The organism is Bradyrhizobium sp. BTAi1, from assembly GCF_000015165.1.
GTDB lineage: Bacteria > Pseudomonadota > Alphaproteobacteria > Rhizobiales > Xanthobacteraceae > Bradyrhizobium > Bradyrhizobium denitrificans.
Map to the genome: position 1 here is coordinate 1,658,110 of NC_009485.1, position 24,565 is coordinate 1,682,674.

Consider the following 24,565-nt stretch of genomic DNA (forward strand, 5'->3'; position numbering starts at 1 on the left):
CCGGCAGCATCACGTGGCGGTCCTTGCGGCCCTTCGACTGCAGGATGCGGATGATCATCTGCGCGCTGCCGATGTAACCTGCCCAGCGGGCGCGCTCCACTCGCCGGCGAGCTGCCAGAAGCTATAGACGACCATCAGCATCGCTTGCGCCTGCATGCTCATCGCGATGGTGAGCATGCCCTTGACCTCTTCGGGACGGCTCAGCGCCGGCGGCAGCTTCTGTGGCTCCTTAATGCGCCAGGCCTCGGCTGCTAAATCGTGGCGGTGCAGCGTGACACGGAACAGAAGCCGCACCCCAGTCATGATCCGATTGCGGTTGCCGATGCAGGCAACGCTCTCAATGAGGTGCAGCTGAAAATATCGCATGCACCTCGTCGGGTATTGCCGTGTCGGGTGAGCGTTTGAGCCAAGCGGCGAACCGCTTGCAGCTATGAACGTGGCTGCGCTGCGTGTGCGGGGTGAGCTCGCGCGCAGCCATATCTACGATCATAGGCTGACGCGCCGGACTGACACTTTGGTCTCGCTTATGGGGAGCTCCGTTGTGGGTGAGGTTGACGACATCTCGATTCTCAGGACGGGGCTCTCCAACGGCTATTGGGATCCTCTCGACCGACTACCAGCCCCTCGGCTCTTGCCCCGCGCAGCGGGCTGGAGCGAAGCGACTTTGTGTTCTGGCCCATCTCGACAAATTGCATGCCGCACGATCTCAGTCTTCTTATGAGCAAAGCAGACTGGCGTCGTCGCGTCACGCCACCAAGTTTTGTGGGCACACGCCTGAAAAGCCTCGACTTCTAAGTGGAGTTATGTTGTAGGATCTAGGACGGCTGCGGGCACTTCGGCGATCTCAGTGAGATCGCAAGGCTCATTGGGCGCCATGCCATGTCAATTGAGCAACTCGATTTTGGCTAATTTTGGCGGTATCGATCTGTGGCTAAGGTAGAGATCGCTGAGAAACGAGCAAGGAAACTTAACCGCAGCGAGACCGTAACTTCGAGTAGAGCGAGCCGGCGGAACTCCGTATGCTCAAATCTAAAATCACGGCGCTGGTCGGGGTCTGGTAGAAACTTAGGGGTCTGCTTGCAAGAATTTATTGAAATGGCCGAATGGCTACTCCACCAAAATCTCCAGGCTGGCGATCCAGTTGAATCCTTGCCCACCCCGGCTTTTCAGGCCAATGGAAGAAAATATGTCTCCTTCAGCACCAATAATTACTTGTCGATTGCGACAAGCGCTCGCTTCACCGGCGCAGCGAGGCGGGGTCTGGAAACCTACGGCGTTGGAAACTGCGAGTCGCGGCTGCTGAGTGGAAACCTTGCAGTTTACGGTGAGCTTGAGCACAAGCTCGCAGGCTGTAAGAAGAAAGACGCGGCTGTACTATTCGCGACAGGATACATGGCCAACTTGGGGGTCTTGTCGTCTCTCCCGCAAACGTCAAAATACGCACGCATTTATGGATTTACCGGCGCTCGGGAATATACCTACGCTTACTTTAGCGATGAATTGAATCATGTTAGTATTCGCGAAGGCATCCGCATGTCCGGAGCCGCGCGGGCGACGTATCGTCACCTTGATCTCAATCATCTTGAAGGGCTTCTCAAGAAATCGACCGCGACAACCAAAATCATCGTCACTGATGGGGTCTTCAGCCAAGACGGCGATATTGCCCCCTTACCCGACTTACTGCAACTCGCTGAGCTCTACGACGCGGCGCTTTATGTAGACGATGCTCACGGAACTGGAATTCTTGGTGAAAACGGCGGTGGAATTTGTGAGCATTTCGGCGTCACGAGCGCACGCATCATTTACATGGGCACGCTCAGTAAGGCCTATGGCGGGATCGGTGGCTTCATTGCCACAGAAGCACACATCGCCAAGATTATTCGTCTAGCCTGCTCGGCATATGGATTCACGTCAGCATTGCCTCCAGATCAAGCGGTCGCCCTTAGCGAGGCAGTGGACATGGTCGTGGACGAGCCGGAACGTCGTGCCCGCTTGTGGGAAAATCAACGTTACTTCGTTACAAGGATGTCGGAACTGCCGTATCCGCTCGTCTCGACAGGGTCGCCGATTGTCCCAATTCTGGTCGGAGATGAGGATGCCGCGGACGCCCTCGCGCTGTCGCTTGGCGAATCGGGCATCCACGTCGATGCCGTTCGCTTTCCGGCGGTCCCCCTACGCAAAGCGCGCCTTCGCATTCAACTAAATGCTGGGCATACCAGTCAAGATATTGATCAGCTCATCGACACACTACGGGTGCACCAGCATGGCGCATCCGCAACCATCATGTCGACGCTAGGCATGACAAAGATAAAGCGTGACGAACCTGCAGGCAACGAGGCGCTCTAATAGCTACGCACATGTGCGGAGATCTGATCGCCATTTCAGGTCGAAGGGCGTTAGTTTCAAGGATTCGTATATTCTTTCAAAGGCGTCTTGTCGTCTCAAGACCTGGCATCAGTTTGACACACCGTCAACGTGGCGGCGCGGTCGGCACCACGTTTTGAGCCGGCGAAGAGCCAGGACTTGCGGCCGAGGGCGAAGCCACGCAGCGCGCGGCTCTTCCGCATTGTTTGTCAGGCAGATGCGTCCGTCATCGACGAAGCGAGCGAACCGGTCCCAGCGGTGCAGCAGGTAGTCGATAGGCTTAGCGACCGCGGAGGAGTTCAACAACCGGGCGCGCTGCTCGCGCCGCCGTGCTTCCAGTGCCGTCAAAAGCGGAGCGCTTTGTTCTTTGCGTACCCGCAGCAGCTCCCCGACGCTTTGGCCGTTGTGACATTGCCCATCGCGGTGTCATTAGCTTGCCGGCCGCCAAACTCGGTCCCAAAAGTGGAGACGGTTGGATTCCAGCTCCTCTCCCTCCGCCGCGATATCAATTGTCCAGCCCGGACACATGGGTAACAGAGCGTACCTAAGACGTGGGTGACAACCTCGTGCCGAACGGGTTGTCGAGGGGCTGTGACGTTTTCTGCTCCAAGTCGAAACATCCCAGATCGTAGTGCATGAAGCTGACGAGCCAAATGCCCTGGTCGACCGTATCCGTCCGAGGGCGGCCGTCTTGCGAGTTTTTTCGACCTGTAGCTGACTGTCCTTATGGACGTACATAAGGACAGTGCGGTGCTGAGCCGCATGGATTTGGTGGAGACCGGTCGGCGGCGACGCTGGAGGCGTGCGGAGAAGCTCAGAATCGTAGAGGAGAGCTTCTCGGGGCCGCGACTGGTGTCGGCGACGGCTCGCCGGTATGGGATATCACGTCAGCTTCTGCTGAGCTGGCGCAAGGCTTGGACCTCTCATGATCCGGCCGAAGAGGATTCGATCGGCCCGACATTCGTCCCTGCGATAGTTGCGGCAAGTACGCCGCCAACGACGGAAGCTGTCGAGACAGGTCAGATCGAAATCGTGAGCCCTCAGGGGCTGCGCGTGGTCTTCGGCCCCGGTGCGGATATCGAAGCGGTCGTTCGAATTGCTCGGGGCCTGGCGCGGCGATGATCCCGATCCCGACGGGCGTGCGAGTGTGGCTGGCGACGGGCCATACCGACATGCGGTGCGGCTTTCCGAGCCTGGCTCTGCGCGTGCAGGAAGTGCTCAAGCGCGACGCCATGGGCGGCGGTCTTTTCTGCTTCAGGGGCAAACGCGGTGATCTTTTGAAGGTCATTTGGCACGATGGTCAGGGAGCATGCCTGTTTACCAAAAGACTCGAGAGAGGCAGGTTCATCTGGCCGTCGGTCGCCGGTGAAGCGGTGACGATCTCTCCGGCGCAGCTCTCCTATCTGCTGTCCGGGATCGATTGGCGCAATCCTCAGGAAACCCAGCGCCCGACGCGGGTCGGATAGCGCTTTATGGTTTGATTCCGTTGCCTGATCTGATTCAATGGCTTCATGACATCGAAGCCGGACGATCTTCCATCGGACCTTGTCAGTGCCCTGGCGGCGCTGCAGGCCGAGCGTGAGGCGCGGCTGCGAGCCGAGGCGGTGGCTGCCAGTGCGCGGGCGGAGCTGTCGGACAACGAGGTGCTGATCGCGCATCTCGAGCTGCGAATCGAGAAGCTCAAACGCGAACTGCACGGGCAGCGCTCCGAGCGCACGGCGCGCCTGATCGAGCAGTTGGAATTGGAGCTCGAAGAACTCGCCACCACGGCGAGCGAGGATGAGCTTGCTGCCCAAGTCGCAGCGGCGAAGACGCAGAACGTCCGCCCCTTCATGCGCAAGCGGCCGGTGCGCAAGCCATGGCCAGATGACATCGAACGCGAGCGCGTCGTCGTTGAGGCGCCAACGACCTGCACCTGCTGCGGTGGGGCGCGGCTGGCGAAGATCGGTGAGGATGTGACCAGGACGCTGGAGGAGATCCCGCGTCGCTTCAAGCTGATCGAGACGGTCCGCGAGAAGTTCACCTGCCGTGATTGCGAGAAGATCAGCCAGCCGCCCGCGCCATTCCATGCCACGCCGCGCGGCTTCATCGGCCCGCGATTGCTGGCGACGATCCTGTTCGACAAGTTCGGCATGCATATCCCGCTCAACCGCCAGAGTGAGCGCTTCAAGTCCGAGGGCATCGACCTGCCGCTGTCGACACTGGCCGACCAAGTCGGCCACGGGACCTTCGCCGTCATGCCGCTCTTCCACCTGATCGAACGCCATGTGCTCGCCGCTGAGCGCCTGCATGGTGATGACACCACCATCCGTATCCTGGCGAAGGGCAAGTGCAGGACCGGCCGGATCTGGACATATGTGCGGGATGACCAGCCCTTCGGTGGGCCTGCGCCGCCTGCGGCGGTCTATTACGCCTCAAGCGACCGACGAGGCGAGCATCCGCAGAGGCATCTGGCCGCCTTCGCCGGCATCCTGCAGGCCGATTGCTACAGTGGCTTCGAGCCGCTGTTCGACCCGCAGAAGAAGGCGCAAGGCGCAGCCGATTGCGCCGGCATTCTGCTTTGCCCATGCGCGGCGGGGCTTCTTCGAACTGGCTGACATCGAGAAGAATGCGCGGGAAGGCAAGAAAGGCAAACCGGTCTCCCCGATCGCGCTGGAGGCGGTCAAGCGCTTCGACGCGCTGTTCGAGATCGAGCGCGCCATCAACGGCCATGGTGCTGGCGACCGGCGCGCCGTGCGCCAGGAACAGAGCAAGCCGCTTCTCCAGGACATGCAAGCCTGGTTGCTGCGTGAGCGCGAAACCCTCTCGCGTTCCTCCGAGGTTCTGAAGCCGATCAACTACATGCTCAGGCGCTGGGACGGCTTCGCCCGCTTCCTCGACGACGGCAGGATCTGCTTGACCAACAACTGCGCTGAGCGCGCATTGAGAGGCATCGCCTTGGGGCGGCGCAACTGGACCTTCGCCGGCAGCGAGCGTGGCGCCGACCGTGCCGCCACCATGCTGACGATGATCACGACCTGTCGCCTCAACGAGGTCGATCCCAAGGCTTGGCTCGCCGACGTCCTCGCCCGTATCGCCGATCATCCCGCATCGCGTCTGAACGAGCTGCTGCCCTGGGAATGGAAGCTCCTGCGCCAGGCCGACAAGCCCGCCGATCAGCAGGCCGCCTGACCTTCACCCAACACGATCATAGACCTCGTCGTGCCCGCGCGCATGCGTCAATCAGGCGGCCTTCGTCGTATGCGTACGCTTCCACGATTGTGCAGTAGGCTTTAGCCACACGCTCCCAGCGATGGTCGCGATCCATGGCATAGTATCGGCCGCAAACCGACACGATCGGAATGGAGAGCGGCAACGCCGCGCTCAAGCGTGAAACATACACATCTGCCGATCGCGGCGGAGTGTCACGGACGTCAGTAATGGCATGAACGACGGCAGACACACCGGTTTCGGCGAGTATCTCAGCAAGCGCTGTCGCATGATCCTGATGCGAGTGCACTCCCCCCGGGGAGATCAAGCCTAGGAGGTGGCAGGTGCCGCCGGTCCGCCGCAGCCGCTCCATCAGGTCGATAAGGGCGGACGCACTTTTGATCTCACCGTCGGTAATCGCCGCGCTGATGCGTGGCAAGTCCTGCATCACGACGCGGCCGGCGCCGATGTTGAGATGTCCGACCTCGGAATTTCCCATTTGTCCTTGCGGCAGCCCGACATCGAGACCCGACGTTTGCACGAGTGCGTGCGGGCCGGTGCCCCACAGATGGTCAAAATTGGGAGTTCGCGCCTGACGGATGGCGTTGTCAGCGACCTCTTCTCGCCAGCCCCAGCCGTCCAGAACCACAAGCATCACCGGTCGGTATTTCTGCATGTCCAGCTCCTCTCACCCAATGAGTTTTCCTAAGAAAAAACTGGACGCAAGTCTGTCCGCAGACAGGCGTGGCCAAGATCGACGCTGCGTCGGCCTTGAAGGGACGCGCTTCGCGCTGGCTTCGGCCGCTACTGCCGCCTGTGGCGGCTTGCAGCCACCTTGCGACAGTCTACCATTGATGCATAGCTTACCTAGCTGGAGCAGAGCCATGGAACTCACCGTGGTGCCTATCGTCAAGCCAGACGCCGCCAACTTCATCTTCGGCCAGTCGCATTTCATCAAAACCGTGGAAGACCTCCACGAGGCGCTGGTGGGCGCGGTTCCGGGCATCCGCTTCGGGCTGGCCTTTTGCGAGGCCTCCGGCAAGCGGCTGGTCCGCTGGTCAGGTAATGACGAAGCCGCCCTCGCGCTCGCACGCGGCAACGCATTGGCGATCGGCGCCGGCCACACGTTCCTGATCTTCCTGGGCGACGGGTTTTTTCCCGTCAACGTTCTGACTGCAGTGCGCGCGGTGCCGGAAGTCTGCCGTATCTATTGCGCGACAGCTAACCCGACCCAAGTGATCATCGCGCAGACGGAGCTGGGCCGGGGCGTGCTCGGCGTGGTAGATGGCGCCTCGCCGTTGGGTATCGAAACCGACGCCGACATTGCGTGGCGGAAAGACCTGCTGCGAAAGATCGGCTACAAGCTGTAGGAAACGGATGAAGTCGGCATGTTGCACCGGCTCCCACGCGTCGAACGCGACCGGCTCGGTATCGATCTATCAACTGATCCTGCGGGAGAGATGAGAACGCGTGGACCGAACGACAGGCCGGACCCCGTCAACAGCACATCAACAGCAAATAGCGCTTCGTTCCAGTCCCGTTCGTGTTCCGTTTGCACCTCTAACGGCCTTTTCGCTTTGATTTTACACGAGAATTTGTGCTCTGGACTACCTTGACATGGTAGGGGTCACAGGTTCGATCCCTGTCGTGCCCACCACTCTTCAGACCACCGTCTGATTTGATTGAGCTTTTTGCTCGATCTCCCTCGCCCAGTTATTGGTGGGGGGATAGACGCTCGTTTTATGCGTTCGTGGAGCCGGTTCGTTCGAGCTCTGCAACGCCGCCATACGCAAGCTTCTTGCGATTGGCCTTGCTCGTGCAAGGGCTCGGGATCCGACGCTCGGTCCATCCGAAGATCGCATCCCGCTCGGCTTCAGTCGCACCGTTCTCTGCTGCGACGCTCGCGGCCGCCTTGCGCGGCGCGTGAGCGGATCGGTTCATCAGCCCGGTAGCCACGCAGTTCACCTCGCAGCATCCTGCCGTGCGAATGGATGGTTGCGTGTGTTGGCTAGGTCGTGGACTCAAACCGCATCCAGAGGCGGGTTGAGGCGAGCAAGACGGCGGAGAGGAAATTGCGAGCGCTCTTATCGTAGCGGGTCGCGATGCGGCGGAAATGCTTCAACTTGTTGAAGAAGCGTTCGATCAGATTGCGCTGTCGATAGAGAGCAGGATCGACCGAACGCTGAACCTTGCGGTCGCGGCAGGTTGGGATGTGAGCGCGCCCGCCACGGCTTTCGACCAGATCGATGAGGGCTCGGGCATCGTAACCGCGGTCGGCGACCAGATCGCGCCCCGGCTCGACCGCTTCGATGAGGGGCGGCGCCACGGTCTTGTCCGAGGACTGGCCCTGCGACAGCACAATATGGACCGGCATGCCGGCCTGATCGACGATGGCGTTTATCTTGGTGCTCAGTCCTCCACGAGAACGGCCGATGGCGTTATCCGGGCCCCCTTTTTACCACCGGCGGCGTGCTGGTGAGCGCGGATGATCGAGGAGTCGATTAACTGCAATGACTGTGGAGACTTCGCTGCCAAGGCCTCAAATATCTGCAGCCAGATGCCCTTCTTGGCCCATCGATTAAAGCGATTGTAGGCTGTTGTGTAAGGGCCATAGCGCTCAGGCAGATCGCGCCACGGCGTGCCAGTGCGCAAGACGAAGAAGATGCCGTTGAGCACCTTGCGGTCATCCGGCCGCGGCCGGCCGTTCTTCTTGCCCTCCGCTCCAGGCAACAGCGGCGCGATGATTGTCCACTCCGTGTCTGAAAGGTCGAAGCGAGCCATCGGGACCTCCTCTTTTGGGAAGCCTTGAATCACTCCGCCCCGTCACCCGCAAGGGGTTTGGGTACAGGACCTAGTCACCGGAGCTCATTCGCGGCGTGGCTCGTCCCCGGCGGAAGCGGAGGCGCGCCCCTGGCGGATAAGCGCGCGCGAGCTGGTTATGCTCGATCCGGTGCTGCACCATGTCCCGACGGGTTTGACGTTCGTCAAGCGTGAGGATCAGATCCGAGCATGGCTTGGTCGAGCAAAGCAGCAGGAAGCCGGCTTCGGCGTCCTCGGCGTAGACCGTCAGCGCATCCGAGCGGTCGACCTTGCCCGACACCAGGCGCGCGGCGCATGCGAGGCACCAGCCCTGTTCGCAGATGTAGGGGCTCTCGATACCGGCGTCGATCATGCTGTAGAGCAGATATTCGTCGGATGCGGCGTCGAATGTGAACGTGCCGTCCGGACGTTCCAGCCGGATGCGAAACCGCCTGGCGCCGCCTTCATCGATCATGGCCGAGAGCTCCGTCATCGCTTACCAGCGGCTGTCGGGCAACGCGACCTCGCCGATGCGGCCGGTCGCGTAGCAATGCGCAGCAACGATGATGCGTGCCGCAACCGCCATCTCACCGTCGTCGCGCGGCGCGTAGATGACGAGGCTCTGCGGCGGCACGGCACCGGCCATGTAGCGTGCGAAGGGATGCACCGTGCCCCAGCCCTTGGCCACAATCTTCTGCCCCCATTCCGGCCGCAGCGTCAGGTGCAGCGAGCCATCGGGGCGGACGATGAGCCACACCGGCGCGACGATGAAGGCTTCCGGCTGGCCCATGGCATGGCTGTCATCGAGCGCGAAAGCGCGCCCTGCCGCGTTGAGCGGCGCTGCCACCTCGGCGACGCCGGCCAGCGCAGATGCGCATGAGGCGAGCTGCGCTGCGTAGCCGACGGGCGAGGTGTCGTCGAGCTGGACGCAGGGCCATGCCGGTGCCAGCCGAGGCGCATCGCCGGGACGCGCGGCGAGGCGGCGCAGGCCCGGCGCCATCGCCCAGATGGGTAGCGCGCCGCGCCAGCCTGTCCTAGCCGAAGCTGTCATAGTGAACCTGCGTGATCGGAACATCGGCACTGCGCAGCAGCGACTTGACCGCGTCGACCATGATCGGCGGCCCAGCCACGTAGAACTCGGCGGCGGCCGGATCGGGGATCGTGGCCTTGATCGCATCAGTGACGAAGCCGGCTGCGTGCGGCCAGCCGGATGGGGCGTTCTCGACCACGGGCAGATAGCGCGCCTGAGCGATCCGTGCGATGACCGCTCGCAGCACGTCGTGGGCGGCAAGATCCGCCGGCCCGCGCGCGCCGTAGATGATGTCCACGGGCGAGCCGAAATCGAGGCGCGCCTCCGCCGCCTCACGCATCATGGCCAGGATCGGCGCGATGCCCGTGCCTCCCGCCACGAACACCTTGCGACCCGGTCGACGCCGCAATGTACAGGTGCCGAAAGGGGCCTCGATCGTGATCACGGCGCCAGGAGCCAACGCCGCGAGTGCGTTGCTGCCCGTGCCGCCGTCGTAGCGTCTGGCGATGAACTGCAGGAGGTTGCCGCCCGGCAGATTGCTCATCGAATAGCAGCGCCGCAGGTCCGCCCCGAGATGCAGTATCGCATACTGACCCGGCCGGAAATCGATCGGCTCAGCCGTTTCGAAGCTGAACTGCCGAACCTCCGGCGCGAGATCGACAACGTCGCGCAGGATGGCCTGTCGCTCGACGCAACCGGGTGCCGGCATGGACCAGGCGCCGGGACCGCGGGCGATGGTGACCTCCGACGTCGCGCGGGATTGACACGCCAGGATGCGGTTGCGTCGTGCGTCGCGCGGATTGACGGCCGGTGCACCTGGAAAGATCAGATCGACCTGACCGGCGACGAGCGTCACCTTGCAGGTGCCGCAGCTCCCCCAGCCGCATTCATAGGGGAGTGCGACGCCCGCGCGGCGCGCCGCCTGAAGGATCGTTTCATGGTCGGCCATGTCGATCGCGATACCGTCGGGCTCGATGCGGAGTTGCCGTGTCATCAACGCCATCCTTCCGGCCTGGGCGGTCGGTGCAACATGCCGAGCGGCGCTGCCAAACTACAGGCCGCAATCGGCGATCAGCCTCGCCTGGGCGGTCATGGTCCGGTCGAGGATGGTCCGTGCGCTGTCGGCGCCGGGCGCGGCCGAAAGTGCCTCGCTCAGGCTGCGCGCGGCGCGCTCGCCGAGTGGTATCCACTTCGCGACCCATTCTTGCAGCAGAACGGCATGTGCGGGCATCTTGCCAGTCGCATAGCGTACCAGCGCCTTGGTGGTCTCGACTGCATAGGCTTCGTCGTAGTTGCGGAAGTCGTCGTGCAGCAGCGCCAGCAGGTCATCGTCATTTGCCCGCGCCAGATCGGCAATCTCGCGATTGAAGATGTGGTCGAAGATCGGTCGCAGCACGAGATTGCGGGAGACGAAGGCTTCGCCCCAATCGTAGGTGATCAGCTGCTTCTCGATCAGCTCGCGCAGGCCCTGCCACTCCGGCCCCTGTGTCCAGATCGTCCGGGCGATGCCGCTATCGGCGAGCTCCGGGCGTCCGGTGTCGAGCGCGAGCGCCTTGGCGAGGTAGGCCTGGCGCTGCACGCGGCGCATTTCATTGCCCATCTGGAAGTAGAAGGTGTTGGTGACGAAGGCCGAGGGCGCCATCTGCGCGACATAGGCCGCGCTCATCTGCATCGCATGGCCGGGAAACCGGACCGGCAGATAGGTCTGGCCGAGAAAGTCGAGCCACGCCGCAGGAAGCTTGCGGTAGCTGTCCTGGCGCTCGAACTCATCGATCAGATTGTCGCAGTAGACCTCACGATCCTTCTGGTCGCCAATATAACGGCGATAGGTGTAGGTCAGGGGATCGCGATAACCCTCCCAATCGTCCAGCATCAGTTTCGAGCCTTCGCGATGCCTGAGATAGAACTGGTTGATCGACCAGTTCTCGGATAGCTCGAACGGTGCCGGCGCCCGCCGGAAATGACTGTGGAACTTGTACGTGACGGCCTCGTACTCCGAGGGCAGCCGGCGTTCGGTCCACAGGCTCCAGGTCTTCTTCTGCTTGCGCGCAGCCGGCTTCGCGGTCATTGCGGTCATGAACGTGTCCTCCCTGGATTTTCTAAGTATGGATGGTCCAGACCCACTCGTCGTCCATCGATTCGAGCCGACCGCCGAACGACACCAGGCTGGGCTCGATCTCGGCCAGCCGGAACGGTCGCCCCAGCGCCGCCTGCATGCTCTTCTGCGTCAGGCGGAAGTTTCGGTCCGCCTGGATGCGGACGTAGCCGCCGCGGTCCTCGATGACGATCTCGACATCCGGGTTGTCCTGCTCGCTCGCCGCGATCACAGCGTCGATAATGTCTTCGTCGACGCCCCGGATGACGGGCCCGACCAGTTTCGGTGTTGCTGTCGTGGTCATGGGTTTGTCCTATGCGTCCTGCTCGGTCTTATGGCGCAGGCGGCGCAGCCGTCTGTCGTTGGGCACGCCGACCAGAATGGCTTCACCGTCCTTCTTCACGGCGTAGCGAAAGAGGCGGCAATCCCGCGGGTTGAGTCCGCGGCCGTCATCCATGCTGAACTCCCATTCGTGGGCCGAGCAGGTGATGGTGCCTGCTTCGAAATCGACCTTGCCGTCGGCCAGCAGGATTTCCTGATGCGGACACATGCCCTGGAAGCAGCGCAATTCGCCGCCGGGCAGATGCATCACGATCACTTCCTCGCCGTCGACCTCGACGCCGATGAAATCGCCTTCCCAAAGATCGTCCAAGGTTGCGACCTGCACCCATGTCACGTCGGCATGGTCAGACATAGGCCACCTCGATCCAATCCATCGGCTGGATGCCGGACTGCGCCACAGTGATCGCGGAAGGCAGCTCCTTGCCGTTGTGGTAGACGCATTTCGACGCGTTCTTCTCGGCGACGCGCAGTCCGACCGCATGCTGGGCGACCTTGTCGGCCACGACGCTCATGGTGTCGCCGTCGTCGACGGGGACCAGCAGGACGACGAAATCGCCACGAAAATTGGCTTGGAGCGGGAACAGAGCCACGCTTGCCTCCCATGTTTGTTGTTGTGTGCCGGGTTGGGCGAGCCGCTCGTGAGCGGCGCCTCTCAATTCGTACTGGTCGCTGCCGCTGAGGCCGGATCACTCGGCCGCGAGCCGCGATGCGCCATCCCAGGCGTATCCTTGAGCGTCGTTGCCGGCCACGTCGGGCGTGATGCCCATGTATTGCAGCGCGCCTTCCAGCGTCGGCGGCTGGATGTGGCCGGCCAGGAAGCGGTCGACGACCGAGAGATGGGTCTCGTAGCGTTCAGGCTGGCTCTTCCATACCCATTCGCAGACTTCGCAGCAGAAGTTCAGCTTGCGCCCGTTGTGTGTGGTGATCCGCGGCGCCTGCCCGATGCTCGGGCTGCAGATCGGGATGTGACAGCAGTTGCAGACGATCGGCAGCGTCGCCGGATAGGTCTTTTCGATCTGACCTGTGCGGACGTTGTTGCCGATCACGTCCCAGAGCTTGCCGAACCGGTCGTTCCAGCCGGGATATTTCTGCTCGAGCCAGTCGCGCTCGGCGGCGGACACGCCCGCGTCGGGATTCCACCACACCGTCGGCCGCCAGAACCACACGCCCATGTGATAGGCGTGATGAACCCAGTCGAGCTCGGGCAGGAAGTGCTTTTCCCAGTACCAAGGCACGTTCATGCCGAGATCCTTGAACTGGTCCATGAACTGGCGGCAGATCCAGTCCTGCATGAACTCCTTGAACGACATCGTCCGGCTTTCCAGCGGCGTGTAGTAATCCATGGAGATGCCGGTCAGCAGCGCGAACAGCTTCCAGGAGCGCCAGAACATCTGGTCGACCAGCTTCTGCGCCTCCGCCTTCTTGCCGTTGTTGATCATGATCTTCAGCGTCGGCTCGCCCTGCTGCGAATGCCGCGCCTCGTCGGTCTGGATCGAGGAGATCAGCGCGCCGAACTCGATATCGCCGACATGCAGCGCGTCGGACGCCATGCCGAGGAACTGCAGATTGGTGAAGCCGGTCTCGAACGTGAAGGTGAGCTGGATCGCCGTCGATACGGCATCATTGGCGGTGAACATGTCGTCGAACAGGCTGCGCGCCGCGATCACACCCCATTCGTTGGTGTGCATCGCCTTGTGGGCCCAGTCGAATTGCGGGTCCTTTCCGAGCAGGCAATAGGGGAAGTAGATCTGCGCCTGGCCGTGGCGGCATTCGTCCAGCGTGCCAAATGCGGCCATGTTGCGCCACGCGGCGGCGCGGCCGAACCGTGCCATGCGTGCCTCGCCGATCGAGGCGAAATATTCCGGAACCGGGATCGCGCCATAATGCGCCTTGATCGCCGATTTCCAGCCGGCATCGAGATTGTCATACAGGTTGGAGCGCGCGATCGTCGAGCGGATCGAGTAGATGCCGTCGTCCTTGCCGGCCTGGTTGTGGACGTATTCGCGATAGGTCAGCTTGTAGGGCTCATCCCAGCCCCACCATTCTTCGCCGTGGATGCCGAAGCTCTTTGAAAGCTCCTCGGGGAAGACCTCGTCCTCGCTGACATAGGAGAAGGCCCAGTTCATGTCGCGGGCTGTGTCGTAATAGTCCCGCCGCTGCAGCTTCGGCATGCGTCGCTCCTCCCGAGCTCGATGATCGCATTCGTCGTTTTTCGTTGTGTCCGCCCTGCCGCCCTTGAACGGGCGAACTCCGTGCCGCTCGTATCGATGTCGTACGATCCAGATGATCGAGACTGATCGGTCGGCTAGGTCGGCGCTTGTTATGCGGCGGAGTGTAGGAGGCTTCCTTTGGTTTTTCTTTAGTCACCGCATCAATGCGAGGCGCGTGAACTGCGGCGCGACCGCAAATGATCGCATCGGCGGCGCCGTAAATGCCGCGATGGATTGATGCGATGCGACAGGAATAGTCGACTGCGGTCGAGGGCTGACGCGTTTGCGTCGACCCCTTCGGCCGATCCGCTCAAGCGCGCGGGTTCACACCTGCGAAGCGAGCAGGCGTGGAGGTGCCTGCCCGTGTCCCGTTCTGAGCAGATTGACGATGAGGCCGAAGCCAACAGGCGGCTGGCTTAGCTTCCCGCGGATCAACGGCTGCGGCCGACAACGTGCAGCACCAGACCCGCGAGCGCGTCGGTGATCGGGATCTGGCACGCCAGGCGGCTCTCGGGTCGGACGTCCGTGGCCTCGAACTCGAGGACATCGGCCTCGATATCGCCGGCCGGGCCGACGCGCGTGAGCCAGGCCTGGTCGACATGGCAATGGCAGGTGGCGCAGATGCAGGAGCCGCCGCATTCGCCGATGATGCCATCGATGCCGTTGCGCTTCGCCGCCTGCATGGCGCTCTCGTCGTGCGCGGCCTCGACGGTTCGCACGGTGCCATCGGGTTCGATGAAGATGATCCTGGGCATGGGTCTTGATGAGTCCCTAGATGAACTGCCGGCCGCCGTCGACGATCAGGGTCTGGCCGGTGATGAAGGCTGCCGCCGGCGACGCGAAGAACAAGGCGCCGCCGACCATGTCGTCGACATCGGCCGCACGCTTCAGCGCGCCGCGCGTGACGCCGTATTCGGCGGCGTTCTCCATCAGGCCAAGGCTCGCCTCGGTGAGGGTGAAGCCGGGTGCGATGACGTTGACGGTGATCTTGTCGTCGCCGAGTTCGCGCGCCAGCGCGCGCGTCATCGCGATGACTGCGCCTTTCGACGACACGTAGTGCAGCCACAGCGGCGAGCCGCTCATGACCGTCGCCGAGGAGACGTTGACGATCGCGCCGCCGCCGGTGCGCCGCATCAGCGGTGCGGCCGCCTTGGTCATCATCCACACGCCCTTGATATTGACGCGCATGACGCGGTCCCACTCGGCTTCGGGGATCGCCTCGAAGCCGCGGCGCTCCAGCCCGGCATAGATGGCGGCATTGTTCACCAGCACGTCGACCCCGCCCATGCGCGCGAGCGCAAATTGCGCCAGCGCGGCAGTCGAGGCTTCGTTGGCGACGTCGACCTCGGCGGCGTGCGCCTTGCCGCCGCCGTCGCGAATCAGCCGCGCGGTCTCCTCGACGCCGCCGAGACGGATGTCGGCGGCGACGATTTCGGCGCCTGCGGCCGCGAAGGCCAGCGCGAAGCCGCGGCCGAGCCCGCCTGCCGCCCCGGTGACGATGACGCGCTTGCCCGGCAGTTGGATCGTGCTCATGCGGGACCCCCAATGTGGAGCAGATCGGTCATGAAGGCGGAGGCCGTGCCCTCGGCGATCAGGGCCTGGGCCATGGCGGTGCCGGTTTCGGTCAGCATCGATGGCAGCACGAAACTTTCCAGCATCGCGACCGTCTCCTTCGGCGGCGTATCGAACCAGCCTCCGATCGTCGCGATGCCGTGGCCGGTGAAGCGCCACAATTTGTCCGCGTCCTTCATCAGCGCGTCCTCGCACGAGATCGCCGTCTTGCGCGTATCGTGGCCGTCGATGATCGCCAGGATGGTCTCGACCTGCAGCCCCGGAATGGCAAGGCGCGTGAAGGCCTCCTTGGCGATCTTCACGCCCTCGATCTCGTGGGCGCGCTGCAGTTCGGGATATCGGGGATTAGGGCCGACAGCCGCAGCGAGCTGCTCCGGCGGGAACCTCTTCCAGCCGACATCGTGCATGAGGATGGCGGGCAGCACCACCGAGGCATCGACGTCCGGATGCAGCCGCAGCAGCGCCTGGCCCAGACGATACGAGATCAGCGTATGCTCGTCGTTCGAGCGCACGTCCAGCCAGGGCCGCGCCGCCAGCCAGATCTGCAGATCCTGGTCGCGCAGAAAATGCGTCATCGCAGCTCCGCGTCGTAAGTGAGGTAGATCGTCTTGTATTCGAGATAATCCTCGACGCCGTAGCGGCCTTTCTCGCGGCCGATGCCGCTCTGCTTCATGCCGCCGAACGGTGCGCGCTGGTTCGAGCGCTGGATGTCGTTGATCCAGACCGAGCCGGCTTCGAGCCGCTCCGCCAATGTCAGTCCTGTCGCGAGGTTGCGGGAGAACACGAAGGCGGCGAGGCCATAGATCGTCGCATTCGCAAGCCTCAAAGCCTCGCTGTGATGGTCGAACGGCGCGACACCGAGCACGGGGCCGAACGTCTCCTCGGTCATGATCAGAGACGAGGGGCCGGCGTCGGCGATGACCGTCGGCGGCAGGAACCAGCCTTTGTCGTACAGGCCGCCGGTGAGACGGGCTCCGCCGGTCAGGATGGTTGCGCCACTGGCGCGCGCATCGGCGATCTGTCGATCGCTGTTGCGATAGATCTTCTCGTTGACGAGCGGCCCGAGCGCGCAGGTCGAGGTCAGGCCGTTGCCGACATCCAGTTGCAAGACCCTGTCGGCGAGCGCATCGAGGAACCTGGTGTAGACCGGGCGCTCGACATAGACGCGATTGACGCGGTAGCAGAACTGCCCGGAATTGGCGAAGGCATGACGCGCGATCGCCGCAGACGCTGCGCCGATGTCGGCATCGGCGCAGACGATGGCGGGACACTGTCCGCCGAGCTCGAGGGTGACGCGTTTCATCGTCCCGGCAGCTGCGGCGGCGATCGCCTTGCCGGCCTGGGTGCCGCCGGTGAAGGCAATCTTGCGCGGTGTCGGATGTGCGATCATCTGCATGCCGACGTCCGGGCCGCGGCCGGTGACGACGTTGAAGCAGCCAGTTGGATAGCCCGCCTTCCGGAACAGCTCGGCGAGCCGCAAGGTCGACAACGGCGTGTCCTCGGCGGGCTTGGCGACGACCGTGCAGCCGGCCATCAGCGCCGCGCCGAGCTTGAAGCAGAGCAATGTCACCGGGTAATTGAACGGCGTGATTGCGATCACGACGCCGGCCGGTTCGCGGGTGATGATGATCTTCTCGCCCGCCACGCCCGTCAGCGGCATCTCGGCATGCAGGCGCAGGCCTTCCTCGGCGTAGACGTCGAGCAATTCGGCCGAGCGCTGGATTTCCGTGATCGCGCCGGCCAGCGGCCGGCCGAGCTCGCGGGTCAGCAGGCGGCCGAGCTGTTCGGCGTTCTCGCGCATCAGCCGTGCCGCGGCCTTCTGCAGCCGCGCTCGCTCGGCGACCGGCGTCGCCTTCCACGCCTGGAACGCCATCTCGGCCGACCGGATGGCGGCATCGACATCGGCGGGACCGGCCTCCGGAACGCTGTCGATCGTCTCGCCGGTGGCCGGGTCGAGCACGTCGAACGTCGCGCCGCCCAGGGCGCCAACCCAGCGGCCGTCGATGAACATCTCCATGTCCGCGTGCCCCGGGGTCAGATCAGGTCGAGCATCAGCGCGGACCGGGTTTGGGTCAGCGCATCCTCGGCCATCGCGCGTCCGGCGTCGGTCTCGAGCAACGCGAATTGCGTCGTCAGGCGCGCGGCATATTGGTGCGGCGTCATCTTGAACCAGTCGCAGGCGACGGCGACGCCGGTGGTGGTGAAGCGCCACAGCTTGTCGGCGTCGCGCACGATCCGGTCGTTGAGCGAGCGCGGGTAGGGGCGCGTGTCGTGGCCGTCGATGATCTCGCCGACCGCGACGATGACCGGCTCCGGCCAGTCGGCCTGCTCCAGCACCTCGCGCGACATGCGGACTCCTTCGCTCTCGTGCAGGAAGCGCACCTCCGACTGCATCATGTTGGGGCCAAATCCCTTCTCGATGATGTCGGTCATGTCGATGGAGTACCAGCCGATATCGTGCAGGATGATCGCGAGCGAGACGATGTCCTCATCGGCGTCCGGATAGTGCACCAGCAGCTTGCGCGCGTAGGCATAGGACAGCGGAATGTGGACGTCGTTCTTGCGGGCGCGCATATAGGGCTCGCTGATGCGCCATACCTGATCATAACGGCTGCCGATCTCGGGCCTGTCGAGCATTGCTGTATCCAATCTTGCGGCGAAGGCCGGCACCGCCGGCCTTCCGTGGTTTGGGGTCAGGAGAGGATGGTGACTTCGCCGGTCGAACCGTTGACGCGCAGCATCTGTCCGTTCTTGATCGAGGAGCTCGCGCGCCCCGTGCCGGTGACGGCGGGCAGTCCATATTCGCGGCAGACGATCGCGGCGTGCGACATCATGCCTCCGATGTCGGTGACGATCGCGTTGATCTTGCCGAAGATCGGCGCCCAGCTCGGCGCGGTCACCGGCGCGACCAGGATCTCGCCCTGTTCGATCTGCCCGAGCTCGTCGGCCGAGCGCACCACGCGGGCGCGGCCCTCGACGATGCCGGGCGAAGCGGCCATGCCGGACAGCTTGGTCGTATTCGCGGCGCCGTCGAGCCAGCGGCCGATGCTCTCTGTGGTGATACCCCAGAGCATGATCGTGAACGGCTCGGTGATGACATCAGGCGGATTGTTGAGCGCGGGCTGCGGCGGGGTGGTCGCCAGCGCGGCCATGATCTTCTTGCGCCGCTCGATCTCCGGCGGCCAGTAGGTCGGACCGATCGCTGGCGCGCCGACGGCCCAGCCATTGCCGTAGTCGAACAGTGCGTCGCGGACTTCCTGGCGGTTGAGGTAGAACAGGTCGTCGGCGTCCTTCCAGAAGCCGGCATCGCGGAAGATGGCGCCGAGCTCGCGCATCTTGCGCCAGAACACGCTCATCGACCAATGCTCGATGTAGAAATTGTGGTTCTCGACATAGGGGAACACGGTGCGGGCGAGCCCGAGCTTGCCCTCGAAGGCGGCGCGGGCATCGGCGTCGAGCATCTCGGCATATTCCGAGGTGATGCGGTCGCGCTCCCGCGCGATCGCTTCCGTCGGCCGGTCGATCTCCTCGCCGCGTTCGAGGCGGACGATGTAGTCCCTGATATAGCCGAGCGGGATGTCGAGATGCTCGATCCAGTATTTGTCGGTCGAGTAGAAGCCGTTGCCCGAGGTGAAGTTGAACCAGGGATCCTGCGCCTCCTTCCAGGCCTTCAGCCATTCGGCGCCGTTCGGTGCACGGCTGACGGCGGCCAGTGCCTCGTCGACGGAGCCGCTCTTCAGCGCGCTGGCGATCCCGAGTTTCACCGCGAGCTTGGCGAGCTTCTTCAGCTCATCGTCGGGGCGGAACAGGTCGACCTCCACGCCCTGAACCATCTTGGCGATGGCCTGGTCGGGAATGGTGGGGAATTGCCCCTTCATGAAGCTGAAGAAGTCGAGATAGGCGGCGTAGCCGAGATTGAGAAACTCGAAATGATACTGCCAGGTCTTGTAGAGCAGCTGGATCGCCCGGTCGTAGGTCTCGGTCAGCGCATAGGTGTTGTCGAGGCCGACGCCGCCGGTGATCCAGTCGAGCGGCACGGCGTCCGGCAGCGGCTCGAAGCTGAGCGCTTCGAGATCGGCGATGTTGGCACGGACCTTCTTGTCCCAATTGGCCAGCAGCCGATCCCAGTTCTGGAAGTAGTAGCCGGCGCGCTCCATGAAATGCGGCACGCGGTCGCCGATCAGCTCCGGCGCGACCGCGACCGGGCTCATGTAGCAATAGCCGTTGTGAATGCGGTATTCGACGCCATTCGCCGGCGGGATCAGATAATGCCGGGTGTTGTACTGGCCGAGGCATTTGACGGCGAACTCGACGGTGACGGCGTCGAACGGCTTGAACGGGCTCGGCCAGTGCTGCGAGTCGCAGAACCAGAATTTGCCGTCCTCCTTGTCGCGCAGGCTGTTCTGGAACTGCAGATAATAGGGATAGAGCTTCTCCCAGCCCTCGGCGCCCACGGGCGTCTTCAGGTCATAGGGGCTCGGGAATTTCGCGTGCGCCGTCATGGTTGTTTCCCCTCGTTGTCGTTTGTCGTTATGGTCGTGCTTACCGCTTGGCCTGGATCGGGGCGAGCAGCGTCCCCAGCACCCCGGCGATGCCGGTCTCGTAGACCGCCGTCGTCTGCTTTTTCTTCTGGCTCCAGACCGTCTCGGGCCGGCTCTGCAGCGCGACGAGATTGTCGTCCTCCGGCAGATCGGCATCGATCGCCCATTCGACATCCTGCGGACAGCCCATGCTGCGCTCGAGCGACTTCGCGAGCCGGGCGACGGCGAGCACCTGGGCGTTGGTCAGCGAGGGCAGCGTGCGCCGCTCCGGGGCGATCACGCGCTCGACGGTTCGGCGCGCCGCGCGATCGGCCACAAGCTCGAAATCCTTCTCGGAGATGCGCTGCTTGATCACCTGCAGCAGCACCTTCTCGACAACGAAATTGTCAGGCGTGATCTCGCCGGACACCACGGGCTCGCCCAGACCGAAGGCGGAATCGATCACAATCTTGGTGCGGTCGCCGTTGATCGGATCGAGCGTCATCGCCACGCCTGCCGCTGACGCATTGACCATCTTCTGGACGCCCACCGACATCAGCACGTCGATCTGCCCGAGCCCGTTCTCGGCGCGATAGGAGATGGCGCGGGCATTGAACAGGCTGGCCCAGCACGCCTTGACCTTCTCGACCACGGCGTCCTCGCCCACCACCCAGAGATAGGTGTCCTGCTGGCCAGCGAAGCTGGCATCAGGCAGGTCCTCGGCGGTCGCGGAGGAGCGCACCGCGACCGGCAGCTGGCCGTCGGGCGACATCCGGCGATAGGCCTCGCGGATCGACTGCTCGACCGCGGCCGGCATCGGCTGCGCCACGATCGCATCGCGGATCTCGTGCGACAGCCTCTCTTCGTCATCCACATCGTCGAGCACGATCCGCGCCAGACGCTCGCTGATCGTGGCCGCGAGCCCGTTGCTTCGAAGGTGCAGGGCGTAGGCGTCGGTCGTGACCGCAAAGCCCTGGGGCACGCGGACGCCTTGTGCGATCATGCGCGCAAGGCTTGCGCATTTGCCGCCGATGCGCGGAAAGTCGTCCGCGCATGCGGCTTCGAACGGCACGATGAAGGATGCGGCTGCGTTGGCGCCCATGCGTCTGTTCCCCACCTTGTGGCCCGGATCGCATCCGGGCTTGTTCTTGCTTGTGCGACGCGTCCCGGAGACGATCGGTGCGCGTCAGGCCACGTCCCATTCGATCCGAAGTGCCGTCGGCACGCGAAACGAGATGTTGTGAACGAAATCGTCGGTCTGGTCCGCGGCCAGCCGCAGGCCCGGAAGCCTGCGAGTCAGCTCGCCCAGGGCAATGGCGAATTCGATGCGGGCGAGCTGCTGGCCGACGCAGGTGTGAATGCCATAGCCGAACGCCAGATGGCTCCGCGCATCCGTGCGCCGGACATCGAAGCGGGCCGGCGCGGAGAACACTGTCTCGTCGCGGTTGGCGGAGCCGATCAGCAGCAGGATATTGGCCTCCTTCGGCACCGGCACGCCGCCGATCTCCGTGTCCTTCAGCGCGCGCCGGCGCCAGGCCACGATGGACGGGCTGAAGCGCAGGCATTCCTCGACGGCGTTCGGAATGAGCTGCGGCTCGGCGATGAGGGCTTCCCAGTTCTCGCGCCGCTGCAGCAGTTCGCGCATGCCGTTGGCCATCAAGGTCGTCGTGGTCTCGTGGCCGGCGAACAGGGCGCTGTAGAGCACGCCGGCGATCTCCTCGTCGCTGATCTCGGCGCCATCCTTCTGCAGCCGCACCAGATCGCCCGGCAGATCGTCGGTCGGATCGTCGTGGCGCTGGCGCACCAGCGCGCGGCAGTAGTTCCAATACTCGACCATGTTGCGGGCGTGCACGATCTGCTCGTCGTCGCTGAGGTCGCCCCAGGTCAGGAGCGCACGGCTCACCGCCCAGGATTTCACGCGCGGCACATCGATGTTGGGAATGCCGACCAGCTTGAACAGCACCAGCGCCGGCACGTCATAGGCGAATTCACGGAAGAAGTCGGCATGGCCACGCTCGGCGAACGTATCGATCGCCCGGTTGACGATGGCCTTGATCTCCGGCTCGATCGCCCTGAAGCGGCGCGGTCCGAAGCAGCCCTGCACCAGCTTGCGGATGCGGGTGTGATCGGGCGGCACGCGGGCCGAGAGGCCCGAATAGGCGGTGAAGCCGCCCTCGCGCATGATGCGCCTGCCTTCCTCGCACATCGGGCGCAGCGGCGCCTGGGCGTTTTCCGAGGAGAAGGTGCGCCAGTCGTCGAACACCGCCTTGATGTCGGCGTGGCGCGCGACCACGAAATATTTCAGCTCGTCGGAAAAGAAGACCGGAGCCTCGGCGCGTGCCCATTCATAGAACGGGAACGGATCGCGCATCTCGAACGGATCGAAGTCCGTTGCGGCGTCGTGATAGGGGCATCGCGCCAGCTGAGCAGCCGAACCTGGCATGTCGTCCTCCCATTCGCCGCCCTCACGGCGACCGTTGTTATGGGCTCATCCTAGGCGGCGATCTTTGGGTTTTCTTTAGCCGATAACCATATGGCAGATATGAAGAAATCGTCAAATCGGTTGGCGAATGGCAGCCACGGCCCGTTCGGCCGGAACGCCGGCGCGGGCCGGCCTGCGATTTTGCATATGTCGAAATCTGCACTCACGCCGTGAGCTTGCGATGCAACTCTTGAAGCGAGGTGCTCTTCGGACGGTCGTCGAAATGCTTCAGGGAATCGAGATAGAGCTTGAACTGGCGGTCGATCGCCTCGCGCCGTCCTTGCGCCTTGAACACCTGCATCGCCTCGGCATGCGCCATCTCGCACAGCGGATCGATCGCGAGCGCCTTCTGGCAATGCGCGAGCGCGGCCGAGTAGTCGCTGCGTTCGAGATAGATCCGCGCCGCGTCGCGCTGCACCTTGAAGAACATGTCACGCAGCCAATAACGCTTGCTCCAGCACCAGTCGCGCTCCCCGTCATCGGCATATTCGATGGGGATGTCTTCGAACAGGTCCCCGGTGTAGAGACGGTCGGCCGCCTGCAGACAGATCAGCGCCTCGTCGCTGGCGCCGGCCTTGATGTGTCCTTGGGACTGGCGGCAGAGTTGCTCGAAGGTCGATATGTCGAGCCAGCTGCGTTCCGGCGGCACCAGCACGTAGCGTGAGCCCTCGCGCCGCACGTAGTTTCGTCCGCCGTCGCGGCCGTCCGACTGGCCCAGCGCCAAGCGCAGATAGCGCACGGTATGGTAGAGGCGGTTGCGTGCGGCTTCGATGTCGTCGGCGTTCGGCCAGAGCAGATCGGCGAGCTCGTCGGTGCCGGCGCCATGGCCGCCCTTCTGCAGCAGATAGGCGAACAGCGTCTTGGTCTTGCGCGTCGCGCCGCCCGGCGGGTCCCAGTCCACCTGGCTGCCATCATTGCGATAGATCCGCAGCCGGCCGAAGCAGCGGATCTTCCAGCGGTCGCGGCTGTCGAGATGAACCGTGACCGGCTCTTCCGCCGAGCGGCGCAACAGCCACATCGGGTCGGCGCCTTCGGCGGCATGCAGCGCCGCCGCCGAGGTGCCGATTCGCAGCTCCGGCGCGATCGTGCCGAGCCAGAAATCGACTTGCTCGCGTAGCGCGCCGCGCGTCTGGAGTCGTGACGGGAGCCAATGCGGATTGTCCACCAACCCGCTGCTGGTGAGGATCTGCGGATGGCCACGCAAGGCGACGAGCAACTGCTCGTCGATCAGCAGCCGGCGGTTGTATAGCGAGGCGATCGAGAGTTCGGACTGCTGGGCGAGCGCTTCCGCGAGCGCAGGCCAGCCTTCGAAATTGGCGGTTGCCGAGTTGGTTTCGAGACCCCAGCTCATGTCCACGACGAGCAGGGCAGGGCCTTGTTTCCGCGTCGGCGCCACCCACTTCTCGATCCGGCTTGCGACGTCGCGAAACGAGATTGGCACCCGCAACAAGGCCGTCTCGACAAAGCTCTTGCCCTCGACAAGTCCACTCTTATTGATACGCTTTGCTAGCTTTTCGGCGCGCGGGACCGCGTTTGCGTCCGCCGCGATCACGAAGATCCGGCAGGGTTGCGAAACAGCCTGATAACGCTTGAAAAAGTCCGCAAAGAGTAGCTTTTGCTGCGTCGCGAACAGCGCGAGGTTGATAGAATTGTTTTCGGCCATGGGCGCTCACCCGCGACAGCCTCGTTGGAGTCAGCAAAGTGAGGTAGTCTAGGAGCTGCTGTCGGATCGATGCAAGGCTTCGTTTCGCAACTGATCGAGACGCATCACGAGAGCATCTTCCAATCGAGATGGCGGTGCGAGTGGTATGCGTCTGACGCGAGGACCAGCCAGCCGTCGCGGGTGCAACGCGGACGAACTGCAGACTCGCGGTATGACCGGGTGCAAGGTGGACGGATATTTCCGGCGCGATGTCCTCGTCGCCATCGTGAAAATCGACGCGTCCCTGAAACACATTGCGC

Annotated in this window: 25 protein-coding genes and 1 pseudogene; 5 read left to right on the plus strand and 21 right to left on the minus strand. The window is 63.5% G+C overall.

The annotated features are described in order from the left end of the window. Positions 1-54: 54 nt before the first annotated feature. Positions 55-366: a hypothetical protein gene (locus tag BBTA_RS07330; protein ID WP_041750437.1), complete on the minus strand. Its 312-nt coding sequence runs from the start codon at positions 364-366 to the stop codon at positions 55-57. A 711-nt stretch (positions 367-1,077) separates the two neighbouring features. Here BBTA_RS07330 and BBTA_RS38720 point away from each other — a divergent pair. Beyond that, on the plus strand, positions 1,078-2,346 hold the full coding sequence (locus BBTA_RS38720; protein ID WP_083780623.1) for a pyridoxal phosphate-dependent aminotransferase family protein: 1,269 nt from the start codon (positions 1,078-1,080) through the stop codon (positions 2,344-2,346). 125 nt (positions 2,347-2,471) lie between these two features. Here BBTA_RS38720 and BBTA_RS38725 read toward each other — a convergent pair. Beyond that, positions 2,472-2,769: pseudogene (locus tag BBTA_RS38725) on the minus strand (transposase); the annotation flags it as partial. Positions 2,770-3,126: 357 nt separating this feature from the next. On the opposite strand from BBTA_RS38725, the gene BBTA_RS07340 reads away from it, so the two are divergent. From BBTA_RS07340 to BBTA_RS07350, 3 genes are all read left to right on the plus strand, one after another. Further along, positions 3,127-3,486 (plus strand): transposase, encoded by a 360-nt coding sequence (locus BBTA_RS07340; protein WP_244424460.1) that lies wholly within the window; start codon positions 3,127-3,129, stop codon positions 3,484-3,486. Beyond that, positions 3,483-3,830 carry an IS66 family insertion sequence element accessory protein TnpB gene (gene tnpB, locus BBTA_RS07345; RefSeq protein ID WP_012041834.1) on the plus strand — a complete coding sequence of 116 codons (348 nt, stop codon included), beginning with the start codon at positions 3,483-3,485 and terminating at the stop codon, positions 3,828-3,830. The genes BBTA_RS07340 and tnpB overlap by 4 nt, the downstream gene beginning before the upstream one ends. Positions 3,831-3,875: 45 nt before the next feature. Beyond that, positions 3,876-5,535, plus strand: a protein-coding gene (locus tag BBTA_RS07350; protein WP_371260186.1) for an IS66 family transposase whose coding sequence is annotated in 2 segments (ribosomal slippage) — positions 3,876-4,880 and positions 4,882-5,535 — 1,659 coding nt in all. Because the reading frame shifts where the segments join, the coding sequence is not laid out codon by codon here. A 16-nt stretch (positions 5,536-5,551) separates the two neighbouring features. Here BBTA_RS07350 and BBTA_RS07355 read toward each other — a convergent pair. Beyond that, positions 5,552-6,229, minus strand: coding sequence for a phosphoglycerate mutase (locus BBTA_RS07355; protein WP_012041837.1), 678 nt, complete (start codon positions 6,227-6,229; stop codon positions 5,552-5,554). A 208-nt stretch (positions 6,230-6,437) separates the two neighbouring features. Between BBTA_RS07355 and BBTA_RS07360 the strand changes: the two genes are divergently transcribed. Continuing rightward, a complete protein-coding gene (locus BBTA_RS07360) occupies positions 6,438-6,923 on the plus strand; it encodes an adenosine-specific kinase (protein ID WP_041750438.1) in 486 nt (161 codons plus the stop codon). Positions 6,924-7,561: 638 nt separating this feature from the next. Here the strand turns inward: BBTA_RS07360 and BBTA_RS38730 are convergent. From BBTA_RS38730 to BBTA_RS07460, 18 genes are all read right to left on the minus strand, one after another. Continuing rightward, positions 7,562-8,334 (minus strand): IS5 family transposase gene (locus tag BBTA_RS38730; RefSeq protein WP_148221378.1). Its coding sequence is split into 2 segments (ribosomal slippage): positions 7,562-8,001 and positions 8,001-8,334, totalling 774 coding nucleotides; the frame shifts between segments, so codons are not numbered across the junction. A 70-nt stretch (positions 8,335-8,404) separates the two neighbouring features. Further along, complete coding sequence (locus BBTA_RS07380; protein WP_244424384.1) at positions 8,405-8,827, minus strand: 2Fe-2S iron-sulfur cluster-binding protein; 423 nt, start codon at positions 8,825-8,827, stop codon at positions 8,405-8,407. Positions 8,828-8,848: 21 nt separating this feature from the next. Continuing rightward, a complete protein-coding gene (locus BBTA_RS07385; protein WP_244424385.1) occupies positions 8,849-9,403 on the minus strand; it encodes a hypothetical protein in 555 nt (184 codons plus the stop codon). After that, on the minus strand, positions 9,387-10,385 hold the full coding sequence (locus BBTA_RS07390) for a 2Fe-2S iron-sulfur cluster-binding protein (RefSeq protein ID WP_012041842.1): 999 nt from the start codon (positions 10,383-10,385) through the stop codon (positions 9,387-9,389). Before BBTA_RS07390 ends, BBTA_RS07385 begins: the two co-directional genes overlap by 17 nt. Before the next feature lie 48 nt (positions 10,386-10,433). Beyond that, a complete protein-coding gene (locus BBTA_RS07395) occupies positions 10,434-11,459 on the minus strand; it encodes an aromatic/alkene monooxygenase hydroxylase subunit beta (protein ID WP_012041843.1) in 1,026 nt (341 codons plus the stop codon). 22 nt (positions 11,460-11,481) lie between these two features. Further along, a complete protein-coding gene (locus BBTA_RS07400; protein ID WP_012041844.1) occupies positions 11,482-11,781 on the minus strand; it encodes an MmoB/DmpM family protein in 300 nt (99 codons plus the stop codon). Between the two features lie 9 nt (positions 11,782-11,790). Continuing rightward, positions 11,791-12,171 carry a Rieske 2Fe-2S domain-containing protein gene (locus tag BBTA_RS07405; RefSeq protein WP_041750439.1) on the minus strand — a complete coding sequence of 127 codons (381 nt, stop codon included), beginning with the start codon at positions 12,169-12,171 and terminating at the stop codon, positions 11,791-11,793. Beyond that, positions 12,164-12,409, minus strand: a complete 246-nt coding sequence (locus tag BBTA_RS07410; RefSeq protein ID WP_041750440.1) for a toluene-4-monooxygenase system B family protein — start codon at positions 12,407-12,409, stop codon at positions 12,164-12,166. Before BBTA_RS07410 ends, BBTA_RS07405 begins: the two co-directional genes overlap by 8 nt. Positions 12,410-12,505: 96 nt before the next feature. Continuing rightward, positions 12,506-13,990, minus strand: a complete 1,485-nt coding sequence (locus BBTA_RS07415) for an aromatic/alkene/methane monooxygenase hydroxylase/oxygenase subunit alpha (protein ID WP_012041847.1) — start codon at positions 13,988-13,990, stop codon at positions 12,506-12,508. Between the two features lie 470 nt (positions 13,991-14,460). Further along, on the minus strand, positions 14,461-14,784 hold the full coding sequence (locus tag BBTA_RS07420) for a 2Fe-2S iron-sulfur cluster-binding protein (RefSeq protein ID WP_041750441.1): 324 nt from the start codon (positions 14,782-14,784) through the stop codon (positions 14,461-14,463). 16 nt (positions 14,785-14,800) lie between these two features. Then, positions 14,801-15,562: an SDR family NAD(P)-dependent oxidoreductase gene (locus BBTA_RS07425; RefSeq protein WP_012041849.1), complete on the minus strand. Its 762-nt coding sequence runs from the start codon at positions 15,560-15,562 to the stop codon at positions 14,801-14,803. Continuing rightward, positions 15,559-16,176 (minus strand): HD domain-containing protein, encoded by a 618-nt coding sequence (locus BBTA_RS07430; protein WP_012041850.1) that lies wholly within the window; start codon positions 16,174-16,176, stop codon positions 15,559-15,561. The genes BBTA_RS07425 and BBTA_RS07430 overlap by 4 nt, the downstream gene beginning before the upstream one ends. After that, positions 16,173-17,612 (minus strand): aldehyde dehydrogenase, encoded by a 1,440-nt coding sequence (locus tag BBTA_RS07435; protein WP_012041851.1) that lies wholly within the window; start codon positions 17,610-17,612, stop codon positions 16,173-16,175. The genes BBTA_RS07430 and BBTA_RS07435 overlap by 4 nt, the downstream gene beginning before the upstream one ends. 23 nt (positions 17,613-17,635) lie before the next feature. After that, on the minus strand, positions 17,636-18,238 hold the full coding sequence (locus BBTA_RS07440; protein ID WP_041750443.1) for an HD domain-containing protein: 603 nt from the start codon (positions 18,236-18,238) through the stop codon (positions 17,636-17,638). 56 nt (positions 18,239-18,294) lie between these two features. Continuing rightward, positions 18,295-20,103 carry a PEP-utilizing enzyme gene (locus BBTA_RS07445; RefSeq protein ID WP_012041853.1) on the minus strand — a complete coding sequence of 603 codons (1,809 nt, stop codon included), beginning with the start codon at positions 20,101-20,103 and terminating at the stop codon, positions 18,295-18,297. Between the two features lie 40 nt (positions 20,104-20,143). Beyond that, the gene (locus tag BBTA_RS07450; RefSeq protein WP_041750444.1) at positions 20,144-21,223 is read right to left on the minus strand and encodes a PEP/pyruvate-binding domain-containing protein; all 1,080 of its coding nucleotides are present in this window, start codon (positions 21,221-21,223) and stop codon (positions 20,144-20,146) included. An 84-nt stretch (positions 21,224-21,307) separates the two neighbouring features. Beyond that, complete coding sequence (locus BBTA_RS07455; RefSeq protein WP_012041855.1) at positions 21,308-22,564, minus strand: cytochrome P450; 1,257 nt, start codon at positions 22,562-22,564, stop codon at positions 21,308-21,310. 202 nt (positions 22,565-22,766) lie between these two features. Further along, positions 22,767-24,044 (minus strand): bacterial transcriptional activator domain-containing protein, encoded by a 1,278-nt coding sequence (locus BBTA_RS07460; protein WP_244424461.1) that lies wholly within the window; start codon positions 24,042-24,044, stop codon positions 22,767-22,769. Between the last annotated feature and the right edge of the window lie 521 nt (positions 24,045-24,565).

What these genes read in the sequence shown, in the direction of transcription:
- BBTA_RS07445 (WP_012041853.1), bottom strand. Translation starts at nt 20,103, where the DNA reads ATGACGGCGCACGCGAAATTCCCGAGCCCCTATGACCTGAAGACGCCC.
- BBTA_RS07390 (WP_012041842.1), bottom strand. Translation starts at nt 10,385, where the DNA reads ATGGCGTTGATGACACGGCAACTCCGCATCGAGCCCGACGGTATCGCG.
- BBTA_RS07415 (WP_012041847.1), bottom strand. Translation starts at nt 13,990, where the DNA reads ATGCCGAAGCTGCAGCGGCGGGACTATTACGACACAGCCCGCGACATG.
- BBTA_RS07435 (WP_012041851.1), bottom strand. Translation starts at nt 17,612, where the DNA reads ATGTTCATCGACGGCCGCTGGGTTGGCGCCCTGGGCGGCGCGACGTTC.
- BBTA_RS07380 (WP_244424384.1), bottom strand. Translation starts at nt 8,827, where the DNA reads ATGATCGATGAAGGCGGCGCCAGGCGGTTTCGCATCCGGCTGGAACGT.
- BBTA_RS07450 (WP_041750444.1), bottom strand. Translation starts at nt 21,223, where the DNA reads ATGGGCGCCAACGCAGCCGCATCCTTCATCGTGCCGTTCGAAGCCGCA.
- BBTA_RS07400 (WP_012041844.1), bottom strand. Translation starts at nt 11,781, where the DNA reads ATGACCACGACAGCAACACCGAAACTGGTCGGGCCCGTCATCCGGGGC.
- BBTA_RS07405 (WP_041750439.1), bottom strand. Translation starts at nt 12,171, where the DNA reads ATGTCTGACCATGCCGACGTGACATGGGTGCAGGTCGCAACCTTGGAC.
- BBTA_RS07355 (WP_012041837.1), bottom strand. Translation starts at nt 6,229, where the DNA reads ATGCAGAAATACCGACCGGTGATGCTTGTGGTTCTGGACGGCTGGGGC.
- BBTA_RS07385 (WP_244424385.1), bottom strand. Translation starts at nt 9,403, where the DNA reads ATGACAGCTTCGGCTAGGACAGGCTGGCGCGGCGCGCTACCCATCTGG.
- BBTA_RS07360 (WP_041750438.1), top strand. Translation starts at nt 6,438, where the DNA reads ATGGAACTCACCGTGGTGCCTATCGTCAAGCCAGACGCCGCCAACTTC.
- tnpB (WP_012041834.1), top strand. Translation starts at nt 3,483, where the DNA reads ATGATCCCGATCCCGACGGGCGTGCGAGTGTGGCTGGCGACGGGCCAT.
- BBTA_RS07420 (WP_041750441.1), bottom strand. Translation starts at nt 14,784, where the DNA reads ATGCCCAGGATCATCTTCATCGAACCCGATGGCACCGTGCGAACCGTC.
- BBTA_RS07425 (WP_012041849.1), bottom strand. Translation starts at nt 15,562, where the DNA reads ATGAGCACGATCCAACTGCCGGGCAAGCGCGTCATCGTCACCGGGGCG.
- BBTA_RS07455 (WP_012041855.1), bottom strand. Translation starts at nt 22,564, where the DNA reads ATGCCAGGTTCGGCTGCTCAGCTGGCGCGATGCCCCTATCACGACGCC.
- BBTA_RS07395 (WP_012041843.1), bottom strand. Translation starts at nt 11,459, where the DNA reads ATGACCGCAATGACCGCGAAGCCGGCTGCGCGCAAGCAGAAGAAGACC.
- BBTA_RS07340 (WP_244424460.1), top strand. Translation starts at nt 3,127, where the DNA reads ATGGATTTGGTGGAGACCGGTCGGCGGCGACGCTGGAGGCGTGCGGAG.
- BBTA_RS07330 (WP_041750437.1), bottom strand. Translation starts at nt 366, where the DNA reads ATGCGATATTTTCAGCTGCACCTCATTGAGAGCGTTGCCTGCATCGGC.
- BBTA_RS07440 (WP_041750443.1), bottom strand. Translation starts at nt 18,238, where the DNA reads ATGCTCGACAGGCCCGAGATCGGCAGCCGTTATGATCAGGTATGGCGC.
- BBTA_RS07430 (WP_012041850.1), bottom strand. Translation starts at nt 16,176, where the DNA reads ATGACGCATTTTCTGCGCGACCAGGATCTGCAGATCTGGCTGGCGGCG.